Consider the following 13,699-nt stretch of genomic DNA (forward strand, 5'->3'; position numbering starts at 1 on the left):
AGCCTTCGCAGGAAATGAATGGGTTTGTCTCCACTCATACGGCCGGGCTCGCGGAACGGGGTTAAAGCGGTGTCAAAAAAATTTCACCGGGGTGCGGTGACTGGTGGCGCTGTCGCCAATGCAACCGCAACGGCGATGGCCGTCACCCGCGCGACGACGCGCGCGGCCGGCGCTTCTTAGAGTGGCCCATACCTGTCCACCCATCACCACCCACCGGCGTCGCCACGCCAAGGAGACCTTCCATGCTCGACACCATCAAGACCATCAACCAATCCGCCGCCTTCAACCGCTGGGCCGGCTTCGAAGTGACGCACGCCGGCGACGGCCAGGCCGAGCTGCGCATGAACTGGCGCGCCGAAGACATGGGCCAGTACGCCGGCTTCCTGCACGCCGGCATGATCGCCGCGCTGCTCGACACCGTGAGCGGCTACGCGGCCGCCACGCAGGCGGGCCGCGTGCTGGCCTCGCACTTCTCGGTGAACTGCATCTCGCCCGCCATCGGCCAGGCCTTCGTGGCGCGCGGTCGGGTCATCAAGGCCGGCCGCAAGCAGGTGTTCGTCGGGGCCGAGTTGTTCGCGCAGCCCGAAGGCAAGGGCGACGACGCGCTCAAGCTCGTGGCGACGGGGAACGCCATCCTGGTTCCGGTGGAAGAGCTTCAGACGAAGCCGGCTGCTGCGTAGGCTTGGTCCGGCGCCGCAGCTTCAGGCCGAACAGAGGGCGCAGCCAGTTGCTGCGGCGGATCAGCCCGTCGGTCAGCGCCCAGCAGCCGAGCAGCGTCAGTGCCAGCAGCAGCGCCGGTTCCAGCACCGGGCCCAGCGCGAGCGGTGCCAGCAGCGTCACGCCGATGATGATCAGCGTCTGGTGCAGCACATACCACGGGTACACCGACTCGTTGGCCCAGCGCAGCCACGGCCACGGGCGGTTCAAGTAGCGATGGCCGTGGCCCAGGATGGTCGCGACCGTCAGCCACAGGTAGAGCGTGCGCAGCACGTCCATCAGCAGGCCCGAGGCCGGCCCGCTGGCGCCGATGCGCAGCACGATGAGGGTGGAGATCACCGCGACCGCCAGCGCCAGCGACACCCGGCGCAGCCGCTCCAGCTCTTGCCACACGCCGGTGTCCACGCCCATCCAGTAGCCGTAGAGGAACATCGTGAAGTAGACGCTGTGCAGGTAAAAGTCGCGCACCAGGTTGTGGGTCGGCGGAAAGTGCGAGGCCAGCAGCATCGTCCAGGCGAGCAGCGGCACCACCGGCAGCAGCAACAGCTTCCAGCTGCGCAGCCCGTTGAAGCGGCGGCGCATCCACTGGCCGGCGGCCGAGTTCCACAGCGGCAGCGTCAGCGCGATCACGGCCGTGTAGGCGAACAGGTAGGGCAGGTACCAGAGATGGTTCCAGGTGATGCCGAACTCCGCGCCGTCGAAGGCCTTGCGCGGCCACGGCTCGGCCATCGACAAGTAGCGCAGCAAAAAAGTGCCGAAGCCCGGCGCGACCAACCCGTTGGCCACGCCCTGCGCATAGGCCTGGTACGGCACGATCAACGCCATGCCGAAGGCCAGCGGCAGCATCAGCCGAACGCCACGGCCGCGCAACAGGCTCCAGGTGCCCTGGCCGCGGCTCAGGAAGCCGAGCGACACGCCCGAGATCAGGAACACCAGGTCCATGCGCCAGAGGTTGAGGATGCGCATCGGCCATTGCAGCCACTCGGCCGCGTGCGGGCTTTTCAGGTGCCAGGGCCAGTCGGCCACGTAGTACATGCCCACGTGATAGAGGATCACGAACAGGAAGGCCAGGGCGCGCAGGGCGTCGATGTCGTGGCGGCGATGAGAGGCGGCGGCGTGGTCGGGCGGGGCGGCGGTGGCGCGCATGGCGGGCTCCTTGAAGCAAAGAAGCCGCGATGCTCGGCCGCGCCGGCCCTGCACTGCGTGTCGGCGGGACGGATCGCCCCCGCTTTGTGACGAGCGGTGGCCCCGAGGGACGAAATTCGCCGGTCCCAGGGGGGTGTTTTCGCGAGAATTCCGGCCATGGGAGAACCACGCAAGAACCTGTACGAACGCTACGAGCCGATCCGCCGCTATGTGGAGGTGGGTTTCTGGATCGTGCTGATGACGCTGCAGGCCGCCTTCAGCACCGTCGTCGCGATCGTCGACGCCAGCACGCGCGCCGCCGTGCCGCACCCCCGATGGCAGGTCGCGACCTGGGAGGTGTCGAGCCACTTCGTGCTGTTGCTGCTGGTGCCGGCGCTGGTGGCCACCGAGCGCTGGCTGGCGCCGCTGGCGCGCAACCACCTGGTGCGCTTCCTGGCCTGGCACGCGGCGGCCAGCGTTGTTTTCAGCGTGGTCCATGTGGTGGCGATGTTTGGGTTGCGGGCGCTGGTCTACGCCATGGCCGGTTCGCACTACGACTTCGGCGGCTGGGTCAGCCAGTGGGGTTATGAGTACCTGAAGGACGTGCGCGTCTACGCCTCGATGATCTTCGGCATCTGGGCCTACCGGCTGTTCGTGCTGCGGCTGCAGGGCGAGGCACGGGTGCTCGATGCGCCGGAGGAGGGCGTGGCCGAGCCATCGCCAGTCCTTCCTCCCTCGAACCCGGTTTTGGCGGAAACGGAGGGATTCGAACCCTCGATGCCCAACGTGCCCCCACCGCAACCCGTCGCCCGCCCCGAGCGCTTTCTGGTGCGCAAGCTGCGCCGCGAATTCCTCATTGCCGCCACCGATATCGACTGGCTCCAGGCCGAGGGCAACTACGTCGGCCTGCACGTCAACGGCCACGACTACCTGCTGCGCGCCACGCTCACCGACTTCCTGACCCAGCTCGACCCCGCGCGCTTCGTGCGCGTGCATCGCAGCCACGCGGTGAACCTGGGGCGCATCAAGGAGATCGAGCCGATGGACGGCGGCGACGCCCGACTGCACATGCACGATGGCACTACCGTGCCCTGCAGCCGGCGCTACCGCGACGCACTGCGCGCCGGCTGAATCGCGGCGGCGGGCGACACGGCAGGCGATGGCCTGTTCCGGTGCGCGAGCGGGCGAATCGTCCCGCTAATGGTTCGTTCTGCACCATCAAAGAGCTTTCAGGCACCATTTTTGCTTTCTTGCGCCGGCGCCCCGAGCAATTCGGGTGCGACGCACCAATTCAAATCAAAAACTGCAAGAAGCTCCAATGGACGCACTCAAACAGGGCGCAGATGCGCTGTTCATCCTTCTCGGCGCCATCATGGTGTTGGCCATGCATGCCGGTTTTGCCTTTCTCGAACTGGGCACCGTGCGCAAGAAGAACCAGGTCAATGCGCTGGTGAAGATCCTGGTCGACTTCTCGGTGTCGACCATCGTCTACTTCCTCGTGGGCTACGGTGTGGCCTACGGCACGCATTTCTTCGTGAGCGCCACCGAACTGTCGGCAAGAAGCGGCTACGAGCTGGTCAAGTTCTTCTTTCTGCTGACCTTTGCGGCCGCCATCCCGGCCATCATCTCGGGCGGCATCGCCGAGCGGGCCAAGTTCTGGCCGCAGCTGATCGCCACCGCCGTGATCGTCGGCTTCGTCTACCCGCTGTACGAAGGCATCGCCTGGAACAAGCACTTCGGCATCCAGGGCTGGATCGCATCGCTCACGGGCCACGAGTTCCATGACTTCGCGGGTTCGGTGGTCGTGCACGCCGTGGGCGGCTGGCTCGCGCTGCCGGCCGTGCTGCTGCTGGGCGCACGCCGCAACCGCTACCGGGGCGACGGCTCGCTCAGCGCGCATCCGCCGTCGAACATTCCGTTTCTTGCCCTCGGCGCCTGGGTCCTGTGCGTGGGCTGGTTCGGCTTCAACGTGATGAGCGCGCAGAGCATCGACAAGATCTCCGGCCTCGTGGCGGTCAACTCGGTGATGGCGATGGTCGGCGGCACGCTGGTCGCGCTGGCCATGGGCAAGAACGACCCGGGCTTCGTCTACAACGGCCCGCTCGCGGGGCTCGTGGCCGTGTGCGCCGGCTCCGACCTGATGCACCCGCTGGGCGCGCTGGTGGTGGGCGGCGTGGCGGGCGCGATCTTCGTCAAGATGTTCACGCTCACGCAGAACAAATGGAAGATCGACGACGTGCTCGGCGTGTGGCCGCTGCACGGCCTGTGCGGCACCTGGGGCGGCATCGCGGCCGGCATCTTCGGCACGCAGATGCTGGGCGGCATCGGCGGCGTGAACCTGTGGGCGCAGCTCATCGGCACCCTCATCGGCGTGGCATGGGCCGCGCTGGCGGGCGCGGCGGTGTACGGCGCGCTCAAGGCGACGATGGGCCTGCGGCTGTCGCAGGAAGAGGAATACGACGGCGCGGACCTGTCGATCCACCACATCTCGGCCACGCCGGAGCGCGAGGTGAACTGGTAAGCGGACGGCCCGGCGCGCAGGTCAGCAGGGCAACGCGGGGTGAGGCAGGCGAGGCGGGTGCGCGAGGCGAAAAATTGACATCTGTAGCAAACTCGCCCGACCGCTTCGCTTCAATCCCCCACACAGCCCCATGACCCAATCTCCCCCCGCTCTCGAAGTCTTGCCCCGCGACCTCTCCGCCTATCGCAAGGGCAACACCGGCATCGACTACGTGCACCGCTTCGAGTCCGGCAAGCCCGGCCCGCACGTGCTGATCAATGCGCTCACGCACGGCAACGAAATCTGCGGCATGACCGCCGCCACCCACCTGCTCGACACCAACGTGCGCCCGAAGATCGGCACGCTCACCGTCAGCTTTGCCAACGTGGCGGCGTACGAGTCCTTCAACGAGGCGCTGCCCTTCGACAGCCGCCAGCTGGTGCACAACCTCAACCGCATCTGGTCGCCCGAGTGGCTCGACGGCACCGAGGACAGCCCCGAACTGCGCCGCGCCCGCGAACTGCGCCCCGTGGTGAGCGCGGCCGATCACATCCTCGACATCCACTCCACCAGCCAGCCGGTCATTCCGTTCTGGGTGTACCCCGCCTTCGAGCGCAACGCCGAAGCGGCGCTGGCCATCGGCCGCCCCTCGGTGCATCTCGTGATGCCCGACGGCCTGGGCTCCGGCACCCCGCTGATCCAGCACGGCAGCCATGGCCTGCCCGAAGGCAAGGGCGTGGCGCTGGTGGCCGAATGCGGCCAGCACTTTCTGCGCTCGGCATCGGAACTGGCGACCGCCATCTCGCTCGACTTCCTGGCGCACTTCGGCCTCATCGACAAAGACCCGACCGTGCCCGTGCCCGGCGAGCAGCGCCGCTTTCAGCTGCTGCAGACGCACGTCATCAAGTCGGAAGACTTCGCGTTCGTGCGCCCGCTCATCGGCTTCGAGACCTTTGCCAAGGGCGAGTTGATCGCCACCAACGGTCCGGACGAAATCCGCGCGCCGTGCGACGACTGCACGATCTTCATGCCCGCGCAACGTACGATCGTGGGCCGCGAGGCGGTGTACCTCACCAAGCCGCTCTGAGGCAAATCGGCAGATGACCGCCACGCCCGCCATCAATCGCTGGCGCGTGGCGGGCCTGGTCTTTGTCTTCCTGTGGTTCGCCATCGGCGGCGTCGCGCACTTCGCGGCGACCGAGGCCGAGATGCGCATCTTGCCGCCCTGGATTCCCTGGCCGCGCGAGACCGTGTGGGTGAGCGGTGCGTTCGAGCTGTTGGGAGCGGCAGGGTTGCTGTGGCGGCCGACGCGACGGGCCGCGGGCATCGGCCTGTTCCTGCTGACGTTGGCCGTGACGCCAGCGAACGTCTACATGCTGCAGCGCGCCGACCTGTTCGCGAACGTGCCGTATTGGGCGTTGGTGCTGCGGCTGCCGGTTCAGGTGGCGCTGCTGGCGTTGATTGCGTGGAGCACGATGCCGGCGCCACGCCGCGATTGATCGCGGCCTGAAGCGGGACGACGACCGGCGCTTGCAGATCAGCAGGTGGCGCGGTTCACCGACGATGGTGGTTTCGTCGCTTGCTTGTTAGATAAGCACTCAAGCCGCAATGAACAACGCCGGGTCCACCATCGCCCGATTCAGCATCACAGACCAATGCAGATGCGGCCCCGTCACCCGCCCGGTCGCACCGACTGCAGCCAGCCGTTCGCCGGTCTTCAGCACATCCCCCACCTTCACATCGATGCGGCTCAGATGGCAATACATCGTCAGCAGGCCGCCGCCGTGGTCGACCCACACGGTGCCGCCGTTGAAGAAGTACTCGCCCGTGTCGATCACCTTCCCCGGCAGCGGTGCCAGCACCGGCGTGCCGGTGCCCGCTGCGATGTCCATGCCGCTATGCGGATTGCGTGATTGCCCATTGAACACGCGGCGCAGGCCGAACGAGCTGGAGCGGCGGCCCGGCACGGGCACGCGCATCTGCAGCGCGGTGTCGGGGCGCATGTCGGTGAGCGTGGCGATCACGGTGGCCTGGTGATCGCGTTCGCGTTCGTAGCGCGATTGATCTTCGGGCGACAGATCGACGGTGCGCGGCGCCACGGTCAGGCGCTGCTCGCGGTATTGCTTCGGGGCGATCGTGTAGACGATCTGCCGTTCGGGGCGGCCTTCGGCGCGGACCGTGATGCTCGCGTCGCCGGGCGTGGCCGCAAGCGGGATGCCGACCAGCGCGGTCCACTCGATCGTGTCGCCGAGCACGAGCAACGGCACGTCGCCCGCGAAAGCCGTGGGGCGCACAGCCGCCGGCCCGAGCGAGAGGCGCGCGACACCGCCAGGCACCAGGGATGCGTGGGGCCAGACGGCGGCGTGCGGTTGCTGTTGTTGTTGCGGCTGCTGCGCTTTCTTCGCAGTGCCGGCTGCGTCGGCGCGCGTTGCGGGCAGTGCCAGCAGCCCGAGCGCACCGAGCATGGCGGCGCGTCGGTTCAAGGCTGCGGAAGAAGAATCGGGGAAGGGAGAAAAAGAAGAAGTGGTCATGGACAACAGACGTCGAATGAAATGGATGTGTGGTTGTTGATGTGCAGGCGGGCGAGCACGTGGCCGCGTCATTCCCGCCAGGTTCCCGGTGCCAGCCCGTCGAGCGTGTGCGGCCCGATGGCGGCGCGGATCAGGCGCAGCGTCGGCAGCCCGACGGCGGCCGTCATGCGCCGCACCTGGCGGTTGCGGCCCTCGCTGATCGCCAGTTCGATCCATGCGGTGGGGATGCTTTTGCGTTCGCGAATGGGGGGCTCGCGCACCCACACCTCGGGCGGTGGTTCGAGCAGCCGCGCCCTGGCCGGCCGGGTGGGGCCGTCGTTGAGCTGGACCCCGCCGCGCAGTGCGGCGAGCGACTCTTCGGTGGGCACGCCTTCGACCTGCACCCAGTAGATCTTCTCCATCTTGAAGCGCGGATCGGCGATGCGCGCCTGAAGCTTGCCGTCGCCGGTGAGCAGCAGCAGGCCTTCGCTGTCGGCATCGAGTCGGCCGGCGACGTACACGCCGGGGATGTCGATGAAGTCCTTCAGGCCGCGCCAGCGGCCCTCGGGCGTGAACTGGCTGAGGACGCCATAAGGCTTGTTGAAGCGGATCAGGCGGGAAGGGCTCGAAGCATTCATGAGCCGACAGGATAGCCCGGGTCTGCACGCCTTTGCCGTCAGAAAAGAAGAGGGCGCGGGGCCACGTGAAATGGCGGACCTGTCCTGCATCGCGTCGTGCGCGGATGCGCGCTAATCCAGGCCTGTACGACCCACAACAGGGAACCCGAAATGACGATGCGAAACCTCATTCAAGTCGTGTGCGCAGCGAGCGCGGGTCTTCTGATGGCTGCGTGCAACAGCCCTTCCATTCGTGTCGGTGGGGCGCCCGAGGCGAGCGTCAAGAACTGCGTGGCCGCTGCTGCGCGCGAACTGAGGGTGCCCGCAGGCAGCATCGCCGTCGACAGCGGCTCGACGCCACGCGACGGCGTTTACACGATCAACCTGAAGGTCGGGCCCAAGGGCCGCTCGGCGGTGTGCACCACCGATGAAAACAGCGCAGTGCTGGGCGTGGTCTACAAGCGGCCGGAATAACGGCACGTCGAAAAAGAAAAAGCCGGAGCCATTGCGGCCCCGGCTTTTGCGGATGGCGACAAGTGGGCTTACTTGCCCCAGCTGTCCCGCATTCCCGCCGCGCGATTGAAGACCGGCTTGCCTTCCGCAGCAGACTTCGAATCGGGCACGAAGTACCCGTGCCGCTCGAACTGGATGCCGACGCCGGGCTGCGCCTTGGCCAGCGACGGTTCCACGAACGCCGAGCACACTTCCAGGCTCGACTTGTTCAGCTCGTCCAGCAGTTCGCCGCTGCCGGGGTTGGCTTCGGCAAACAGGCGCTCGTACAACCGCACTTCGGCCTGCACCGCATCGGCCGCCGCCACCCAGGTGATGTTGCCCTTCACCTTGATCGCATCCGCGCCGGGCGTGCCGCTCTTGGTGTCGGGCACCAGCGTGGCCTGCACTTCGACGAGCTTGCCGTCGGCGTCCTTGGTGGCGCCGGTGCACTCGATGACGTGGCCGTACTTCAGCCGCACCTTGTTGCCGGGGAACAAGCGAAAGAACCCCTTGGGCTGCACTTCTTCGTAGTCGGTGCGTTCGATCCAGACCTCGCGGCCGAGCTTGAAATCGCGCTTGCCCATCTCGGGGTGGTGCGGGTGCACGGGGGCGGAGCAGTCGTCGAGCACGTCGTCGCCGCCCATCAGTTCGCCCCAATTGGTAATGACAAGCTTGACGGGGTCGAGCACGGCCATGGCACGCGGGGCGATGGGGTCGAGGCTGTCGCGCAGCGCGGCTTCGAGGCTGGCGTAGTCGATCCAGCCACCCGACTTGGTGGTGCCGCTGCGTTCGCAGAACAGGCGCAGCGCCTCGGGCGTGTAGCCGCGGCGGCGCAGGCCGGCAATGGTGGGCATGCGGGGGTCGTCCCAGCCGTCGACGTACTTTTCTTCGACCAACTGGCGCAGCTTGCGCTTGCTGGTGAGCACGTGGGTCACGTTGAGGCGCGCGAATTCGTACTGGCGCGGATGCGGGCTGGCGACAAGGCCGCCTTCGGCGAGGCGGTCGAGCAGCCAGTCGTAGAAGGGGCGCTGGTCTTCGAACTCGAGCGTGCAGATGGAGTGGGTGATCTGCTCCAGCGCGTCTTCGATCGGGTGCGCGTAGGTGTACATCGGGTAGATGCACCACTTGTCGCCCGTGTTGTGATGGTGGGCCCGGCGCACGCGGTACAGCGCGGGGTCGCGCATGTTGATGTTGGTGCTGGCCATGTCGATCTTGGCGCGCAGGATGGCGGCGCCATCGGCGACCTGGCCGTCGCGCATGGCGCGAAAGCGCTCGAGGTTTTCGGCGGGCGTACGGGTGCGGAAGGGGCTGTTGGTGCCGGGGGTGTTGAAGTCGCCACGGTTGGCGCGCACCTCGTCCGCCGTCTGCTCGTCGACATAGGCAAGGCCGGCGCCGATCAGGTACTCGGCGGCTTCGTACATGAAGTCGAAGTAGTTGCTGGCGAAGTACTCGTGCGGCTGCAGGGTGCCGGGGGCGCTGGGGCGGTCGGCCAGGTAGGTTTCGTAGCCGAGCCACTTCACGGCGTCGCGGATGGAGTCGACGTATTCCTGGTCTTCTTTTTCAGGGTTGGTGTCGTCGAAGCGCAGGTGGCTCACGCCGCCGTATTCCTTGGCGAGTTCGAAGTTCAGCCATATGCTCTTGGCGTGGCCGATGTGCAGGTAGCCGTTGGGCTCGGGCGGAAAGCGCATGCGCACCTTGGCCGGGTCGGGCATGCCTTGGGCGTGGTGGGCGGCGTCGCCGGGCGAGCCGCCCCATTTGCGGCCTGCGTAGGCACCCTGTGCGAGGTCGTTCTCGATCACGTGGCGCAGGAAATTGCTCAGTGCAGCGGTCGTTTTGGCGCCGTTTTTGTCGGTCGGGGAGGTCATTCAGGCATTCTAGAGGGCGCCTCTGAAGGGTTACTTTTGGCAACGTTCTTCACATTGCTGGGTGCACCCTCTTTGCATTTGCCGCGTTCAATACACACATGGGCGGTTCACACCCGAACGCAGCCCCCGAAACAAGGAGTCCAACATCATGAGCCTTACACGTTCCACTTTCTTCAAATGGGCCGCCGCAGGTGTCGTGGCAGCCGGTGCATTGTTTGCCGCCACGTCGGCCAGCGCCCGCAGCGACGTGAGCTGGTCGATTGGCGTCGGCGTTCCGGGCGTGGCTGTCGGCGTGGGCAACCCGGGCTACTACCCGGCCCCGGTCTACGTGCCGCCGGCACCCGTCTACTACGCACCGCCTGCCCCGGTCTACTACAGCCCGCCGCCGGTGTATTACCGTCCGGCCCCGGTCTACTACGGCCCGCCGGCCTATTACGGCCCGCGCTACTACGGTCGCGGCTACTACCGCGGCCATGGCCACTGGCGTTAATTCGCCACGGCGTTTGTGACTGAATGAAAAACCGGCCCCGCAAGGGCCGGTTTTTTCTTGGGCGCGTGAGCCGCCCGTTTTTCACATGGCGCGAAACAGGTGGGCGTAGAGGCGGCTCACCGGAATCTTTTCGGCCCGGCCGCGCAGCATCAGGTGCAGCTTGCCGGCCTCGTCGCGGTGCACCGACTCGATGGCCGCGCTGCGAACCACCACCGCCCGGTGCACCTGCCAGAAGGTGTCGGGGTGGAGCTGGGGCAGCAACTGCTTGAGCGGCGTGCGGATCAGGTATTCGTGCGTGGCGGTCAGCACGCGCAGGTATTTGTCGGCGGCCTCGAAGTACAGCACCTCGTCGATGGGCACCATGCGCACGGTGGCGCCGCCGGCGTCGCTGGCGGCAATCATGCGCAGCGGGGCGGGGGGCGCGCCGGCGCCGGCAGCCGTGAGCACCTGGCGCCACTGGGCCAGCGTCTTTTCGAGGGCTTCGTCGGCAATGGCGGGCGTACCGGGCGCGGTTTGCCGCATCGCTTGCAGCGCCTGCTGCAGCCGCGCCACGGTCTTGCGCAGCCGGTCCGGCTGCACCGGCTTGAGCACGTAGTCGATGGCCTGGGCTTCGAAGGCGCGTGTGGCGTATTCGTCGTAGGCGGTCACGAACACCAGCTGAGGCATCGGCGCTTCGTCGGTGGGCCAGCAGTCGGCCAGTTCGGCGGCGGCACCGAGGCCGTCGAGGCCGGGCATGCGGATGTCGAAGAACAGCACCTGCGGCAGCAGGCGCAGCGCCTCGCGCACGGCGCTGCGGCCGTCACCGGCGGTGGCGACGATCTTCAATTCAGGCCAGGCGGCGGCCAGCTCGGCCTGGAGTGCCTGTGCGAGCAGCGGCTCGTCTTCGGCGATGAGGGCGGTGGGTTGCATCGCGTTCATGGGGTTCACGGGATTCTTGGCGTCGACGGTGTTCATGCGGGCAAAGGAAAACGCAGCGTGGCGCAGGTGCCGCCGTCCGGCGCGGCTGCAAGGCGCATCTGGCCCTGCGCGCCATACACCGTGGCCAGCCGCTCGCGCACCTGCCCGAGCCCGAAGCCGCTGCCTTCCGAGGGCGGCGCGGCATCGAGGCCGACACCGGTGTCGCTCACCTCGATCACAAGCTGGTCGGCGTCCCGGTGCGCGCGCACAGTGATCTGGCCGCCTTCCACCTTGGGTTCGAGCCCGTGGCGGATGCTGTTTTCTACCAGCGGCTGCAGCAGCAGCGGCGGCACCGGCGTGTCGCGCAGGGCTTCGGGCAGGTCGAGCGTGTAGTGCAGGCGCGGGCCCATGCGCACCGACATCAGTTCGAGGTAGTCGGCGAGCCGGTCGAACTCGGCCGACAGCGGATGCGCCAGCGCGCGCGAGCCGCTGAGCGTCATGCGCAGGTAGCTGTTGAGGCGGTCGAGCATGGCCACGGCGCGCGGCGGGTCGATCGTGATCAGCACGCGCAGGTTGGCCAGCGTGTTGAACAGCATGTGCGGCTCGAGCTGGGTTTCGAGCAGCTTGAGCCGCGCCTCGGCGGCGTTGCGCCGCTCCAGCTCGATCTGCCCCAGCAGGTGCTTGCTCCTGCCGAGGCTGTAGAAGAAGAAGCACATGCCGATGGTGGCGGTGATCGTGATGACGACCGCCGTGGCCAGCTTGTGTCCGCCGAAATCGAGAAAGTCGAGCATCGGGGCGCCGCTCCAGGCGTCGCCGATGAGGTTGCCGACGAGAAAGCCGACGGTCACGCCGATGGCGACCAGCACGAAGCCCCACGGCCCTTTCGGCCAGAGGATCTCGTGGCGCCCGGCGAGCAACAGCCGGCCGCCGTCGATGCACAGCCAGCTGATGGTGCCGATGGCCAGCGAATAGACCAGGTGGTTGCTCCAGCTGCCACCCTGCGTGATGGTCAGCGCGGCGGCGATGATGCAGCAGAAAACGGCGGTGATCAGGCCATGCCGCAGCATGTCCCGAAGGTTTTGGGAGTGGAACCGGGGCGGGGCGGTAAACAACGACGGCTGGCTCAGGCTCATCCGCGGTCCCCGGCGCCCAGCGCGCGGCGCTCGCGTTCGAGCAGCCGGTCGTAGAAGCCGCCGCCGGGTGCAAGGAGCCAGATCACCGCGCCGTGGATCAGCAGCCCCAGGCCCCAGCCCATGAGCGGGTACATCGCCCAGCTGTGGCCATTGGCGGCCGAGATCGTGACGAGGCCGACGTTGACCAGCACATAGACGAAGGCGTGGATGTACCAGCCCATCTTGGCGCCGGCGCGGCGGCGGGCGATGCGCTCCAGATCGGGGCGCGCGGAGTTCGTGTCGGTGTGGTTTATGGCGGTGCTCCTCAGCATAAATGGATCGGGGCCGGCCGCTTCAGGGCCGGTCGGCCGGCCCGCCCGCGTCGAGCCGCTCGATGGCTGCCACCGCCGCGGCGCGCGCCGCCGGATCGAGGGTCAGCGTGATGTGGCCGGCGCCGGGCACCAGCGTGACCGGAATGTCGGGCCGGCCCGCGTCGGCGAAGGTCTGGGCGAACTTGTCGGCGACGAAGACTTCGTCGTTGCTGCCAACGAGCACGGCGGTGGGCTTGCGGATGCCCTGGATGTCGGCCTGGTAGTCCATGTGCGGCTGGAAGTTCGTCACCAGCGCATACGAATAGGAAGGCGTGAGCTCGGCACGCGGCGCGTTGCTGACCGCGAAGTCGATCACCGGCAGGTGGTTGAACGCGCTGATGCCGACGCGGTTCAGCAGCGACAGCGCCACCACGCGCGGGATGCCGACCGACACCCAGCCGCCGGCGTCGGGCCGGTAGGTGGGAGCACGGCGGTTGGTGTAGGGCGACATCAGCAGGTAGTTGTCGAACAGCGCCTGCCGCTCGCCGCCGGCCACGCGCAGCGCGAAGCCGCCGCCGGCCGAGAAACCCGCTAGCGTGCGGGGCGCGGCGGGCTGGATGGCGCGCACGAAGTCCTGCAGGTCGTCGTCGAGCTGGCCGACGTAGCCGATGTCGCCGCGCGGGCCCGATTCGCCGTGGCCGCGCACGTCCAGCGCATAGACCGTGAAGCCCGCCTGCGCCAGGCTCTGCGCGAGCGGATGCAGGCTCTGGCTGTTGGCCGACGAGCCGTGCACCAGCACCACGCTGCCGCGGCTCTTCTGTCCGGCGGACCCAGCGGGTGTGGTTGCCGCATAGCTGCGATAGGCGAGCCGGGCGCCATCGCGCGCCGGGTAGCGCTGCAGCGGCGGCAAGGCGGAAAAGTCGACGTTGCTGAACGGGTCGCTGATGCTCTGCATCGGCTTGGGCGTCGTCGGGCCACCGAAGGCGAGCGCCGCGGCGGTGCCGGCCAGCAGCAGGGCCACGACGGCGGAGGCGGTCAGGACAAGGGAACGGGGCTTCATGGC

Annotated in this window: 15 protein-coding genes; 7 read left to right on the top strand and 8 right to left on the bottom strand. The window is 67.7% G+C overall.

Going from position 1 to position 13,699, the window contains the following annotated elements; translation table 11 throughout:
• Positions 1–242 precede the first annotated feature (242 nt).
• Positions 243–680: a PaaI family thioesterase gene (locus BLQ28_RS11335; protein WP_093239116.1), complete on the top strand. Its 438-nt coding sequence runs from the start codon at positions 243–245 to the stop codon at positions 678–680.
• On the opposite strand, the gene BLQ28_RS11340 is transcribed toward BLQ28_RS11335, so the two are convergent.
• Positions 607–1,863, bottom strand: coding sequence for an acyltransferase family protein (locus BLQ28_RS11340; protein WP_093239117.1), 1,257 nt, complete (start codon positions 1,861–1,863; stop codon positions 607–609). The genes BLQ28_RS11335 and BLQ28_RS11340 overlap by 74 nt on opposite strands.
• Before the next feature lie 156 nt (positions 1,864–2,019).
• Here BLQ28_RS11340 and BLQ28_RS11345 point away from each other — a divergent pair, with 156 nt between their 5' ends.
• The 4 genes from BLQ28_RS11345 to BLQ28_RS11360 all read left to right on the top strand — a co-directional run bounded on the left by BLQ28_RS11345 (position 2,020) and on the right by BLQ28_RS11360 (position 5,841).
• A complete protein-coding gene (locus BLQ28_RS11345; RefSeq protein ID WP_093239118.1) occupies positions 2,020–2,973 on the top strand; it encodes a LytTR family DNA-binding domain-containing protein in 954 nt (317 codons plus the stop codon).
• A 187-nt stretch (positions 2,974–3,160) separates the two neighbouring features.
• Positions 3,161–4,363, top strand: a complete 1,203-nt coding sequence (locus BLQ28_RS11350; protein WP_093239119.1) for an ammonium transporter — start codon at positions 3,161–3,163, stop codon at positions 4,361–4,363.
• A gap of 130 nt (positions 4,364–4,493) precedes the next feature.
• Positions 4,494–5,429, top strand: coding sequence for a M14 family metallopeptidase (locus BLQ28_RS11355; RefSeq protein WP_093239120.1), 936 nt, complete (start codon positions 4,494–4,496; stop codon positions 5,427–5,429).
• A gap of 13 nt (positions 5,430–5,442) precedes the next feature.
• A complete protein-coding gene (locus BLQ28_RS11360) occupies positions 5,443–5,841 on the top strand; it encodes a DoxX family protein (RefSeq protein ID WP_093239122.1) in 399 nt (132 codons plus the stop codon).
• A gap of 99 nt (positions 5,842–5,940) precedes the next feature.
• Here BLQ28_RS11360 and BLQ28_RS11365 read toward each other — a convergent pair whose 3' ends face one another.
• Both BLQ28_RS11365 and BLQ28_RS11370 read right to left on the bottom strand, forming a co-directional pair.
• The gene (locus BLQ28_RS11365; protein ID WP_093239123.1) at positions 5,941–6,873 is read right to left on the bottom strand and encodes a M23 family metallopeptidase; all 933 of its coding nucleotides are present in this window, start codon (positions 6,871–6,873) and stop codon (positions 5,941–5,943) included.
• A 68-nt stretch (positions 6,874–6,941) separates the two neighbouring features.
• Positions 6,942–7,490: a pseudouridine synthase gene (locus BLQ28_RS11370; protein WP_093239125.1), complete on the bottom strand. Its 549-nt coding sequence runs from the start codon at positions 7,488–7,490 to the stop codon at positions 6,942–6,944.
• Positions 7,491–7,640: 150 nt separating this feature from the next.
• Here BLQ28_RS11370 and BLQ28_RS11375 point away from each other — a divergent pair, with 150 nt between their 5' ends.
• A complete protein-coding gene (locus tag BLQ28_RS11375) occupies positions 7,641–7,943 on the top strand; it encodes a hypothetical protein (RefSeq protein WP_093239126.1) in 303 nt (100 codons plus the stop codon).
• 68 nt (positions 7,944–8,011) lie between these two features.
• Here the strand turns inward: BLQ28_RS11375 and BLQ28_RS11380 are convergent, their stop codons facing one another.
• Positions 8,012–9,826: a glutamine--tRNA ligase/YqeY domain fusion protein gene (locus tag BLQ28_RS11380; protein ID WP_093239128.1), complete on the bottom strand. Its 1,815-nt coding sequence runs from the start codon at positions 9,824–9,826 to the stop codon at positions 8,012–8,014.
• A 148-nt stretch (positions 9,827–9,974) separates the two neighbouring features.
• Here BLQ28_RS11380 and BLQ28_RS11385 point away from each other — a divergent pair, with 148 nt between their 5' ends.
• Positions 9,975–10,316 (top strand): hypothetical protein, encoded by a 342-nt coding sequence (locus tag BLQ28_RS11385; protein ID WP_093239129.1) that lies wholly within the window; start codon positions 9,975–9,977, stop codon positions 10,314–10,316.
• An 81-nt stretch (positions 10,317–10,397) separates the two neighbouring features.
• On the opposite strand, the gene BLQ28_RS11390 is transcribed toward BLQ28_RS11385, so the two are convergent.
• From BLQ28_RS11390 to BLQ28_RS11405, 4 genes are all read right to left on the bottom strand, one after another.
• Positions 10,398–11,225 carry a LytR/AlgR family response regulator transcription factor gene (locus BLQ28_RS11390; RefSeq protein ID WP_093239464.1) on the bottom strand — a complete coding sequence of 276 codons (828 nt, stop codon included), beginning with the start codon at positions 11,223–11,225 and terminating at the stop codon, positions 10,398–10,400.
• A 41-nt stretch (positions 11,226–11,266) separates the two neighbouring features.
• Complete coding sequence (locus tag BLQ28_RS11395) at positions 11,267–12,280, bottom strand: sensor histidine kinase (protein ID WP_176801066.1); 1,014 nt, start codon at positions 12,278–12,280, stop codon at positions 11,267–11,269.
• 62 nt (positions 12,281–12,342) lie between these two features.
• Positions 12,343–12,657: a 2TM domain-containing protein gene (locus BLQ28_RS11400; RefSeq protein WP_093239132.1), complete on the bottom strand. Its 315-nt coding sequence runs from the start codon at positions 12,655–12,657 to the stop codon at positions 12,343–12,345.
• A gap of 22 nt (positions 12,658–12,679) precedes the next feature.
• A complete protein-coding gene (locus tag BLQ28_RS11405; protein ID WP_093239134.1) occupies positions 12,680–13,696 on the bottom strand; it encodes an alpha/beta hydrolase in 1,017 nt (338 codons plus the stop codon).
• Positions 13,697–13,699: the final 3 nt, after the last annotated feature.

The sequence above is a fragment of the Variovorax sp. EL159 genome, assembly GCF_900100965.1.
Classification (GTDB): domain Bacteria; phylum Pseudomonadota; class Gammaproteobacteria; order Burkholderiales; family Burkholderiaceae_C; genus Variovorax.